General features: G+C 48.6%; 2 tRNA genes and 1 rRNA gene. All 3 read left to right on the top strand.

Going from position 1 to position 1,201, the window contains the following annotated elements:
* The first annotated feature begins 54 nt into the window (after positions 1-54).
* A tRNA-Ile gene (locus WS34_RS14775) sits at positions 55-128 on the top strand.
* Between the two features lie 17 nt (positions 129-145).
* Positions 146-219, top strand: a tRNA-Ala gene (locus tag WS34_RS14770).
* Between the two features lie 129 nt (positions 220-348).
* Positions 349-1,201: ribosomal RNA gene (locus tag WS34_RS14765) — 23S ribosomal RNA — on the top strand; the annotation flags it as partial.

Genomic DNA, 1,201 nt, shown 5'->3' with positions numbered 1-1,201 from the left:
ACGGAAGAGAGAAAGTAAGAAGCCGGGTCTAATTAAACAGACTAGGTTGAACTTAGTCCTATAGCTCAGTTGGTTAGAGCGCTACACTGATAATGTAGAGGTCGGCAGTTCAACTCTGCCTGGGACTACGAACGGAATCAAGTTCGGGGGATTAGCTCAGCTGGCTAGAGCATCTGCCTTGCACGCAGAGGGTCAACGGTTCGAATCCGTTATTCTCCACTCCATCGGAAACGTAAGAAACGAAGATGAACGATCTATGACATATTGTACAAGCAAACAGTAATTTTAGTAGTAAAGAGCTGAAAGTATATATCATCCCGCTGGCACGCAAGTGTGAGCGAATGGATAAGGAAAGTAAAAAAGGGCGCATGGCGGATGCCTTGGCTCTCGGAGGCGATGAAGGACGTGATAAGCTGCGATAAGCTTTGGGGAGGTGCAAATGACCTTTGATCCAGAGATTTCCGAATGGGACAACCCAATATCTTGAAGAGGTATTATCTTACTATGTAAGAGGCTAACGCAGGGAACTGAAACATCTTAGTACCTGCAGGAAAAGAAAATAAACAATGATTCCCCCAGTAGTGGCGAGCGAACGGGGAACAGCCCAAACCATCCATGTTACGGCATGGGTGGGGTTGTAGGACTACGCCGTTGCATGAAGACATCAGAGAAGAACTTTCTGGAAAGAAAGACCATAGAGCATGACAGTTGCGTATTCGAATGTTGTCGAAGCATAGTAGTATCCTGAGTAGCGCGGAGCACGAGGAATTCTGCGTGAATCTGCCGGGACCATCCGGTAAGGCTAAATACTCCCGAGAGACCGATAGCGAACCAGTACCGTGAGGGAAAGGTGAAAAGCACTTCGAACAGAAGAGTGAAATAGTTCCTGAAACCGTGCGCCTACAAGCGGTCGGAGCTCGTTAATGAGTGACGGCGTGCCTTTTGCATAATGAACCTACGAGTTGCCTTTGCCGGCAAGGTTAAGTGTGACGACACACGTATCCGAAGCGAAAGCGAGTCTGAATAGGGCGTATAGTCGGCAGTGGCAGACGCGAAACCAAGTGATCTACCCTTGGCCAGGTTGAAGGCTGGGTAACACCAGCTGGAGGACCGCACCAATAAGCGTTGAAAAGCTTCTGGATGAGCTGAGGGTAGGGGTGAAAGGCTAATCAAACTTGGAGATAGCTCGTACTCCCCGAAA

Source organism: Odoribacter sp. N15.MGS-14 (assembly GCF_000980245.1).
In the GTDB taxonomy this organism is placed as follows: domain Bacteria; phylum Bacteroidota; class Bacteroidia; order Bacteroidales; family Marinifilaceae; genus Odoribacter; species Odoribacter splanchnicus.
The sequence above is the reverse complement of the archived record's forward strand: the minus strand, read 5'-3'. Positions and strand labels throughout refer to the sequence as shown.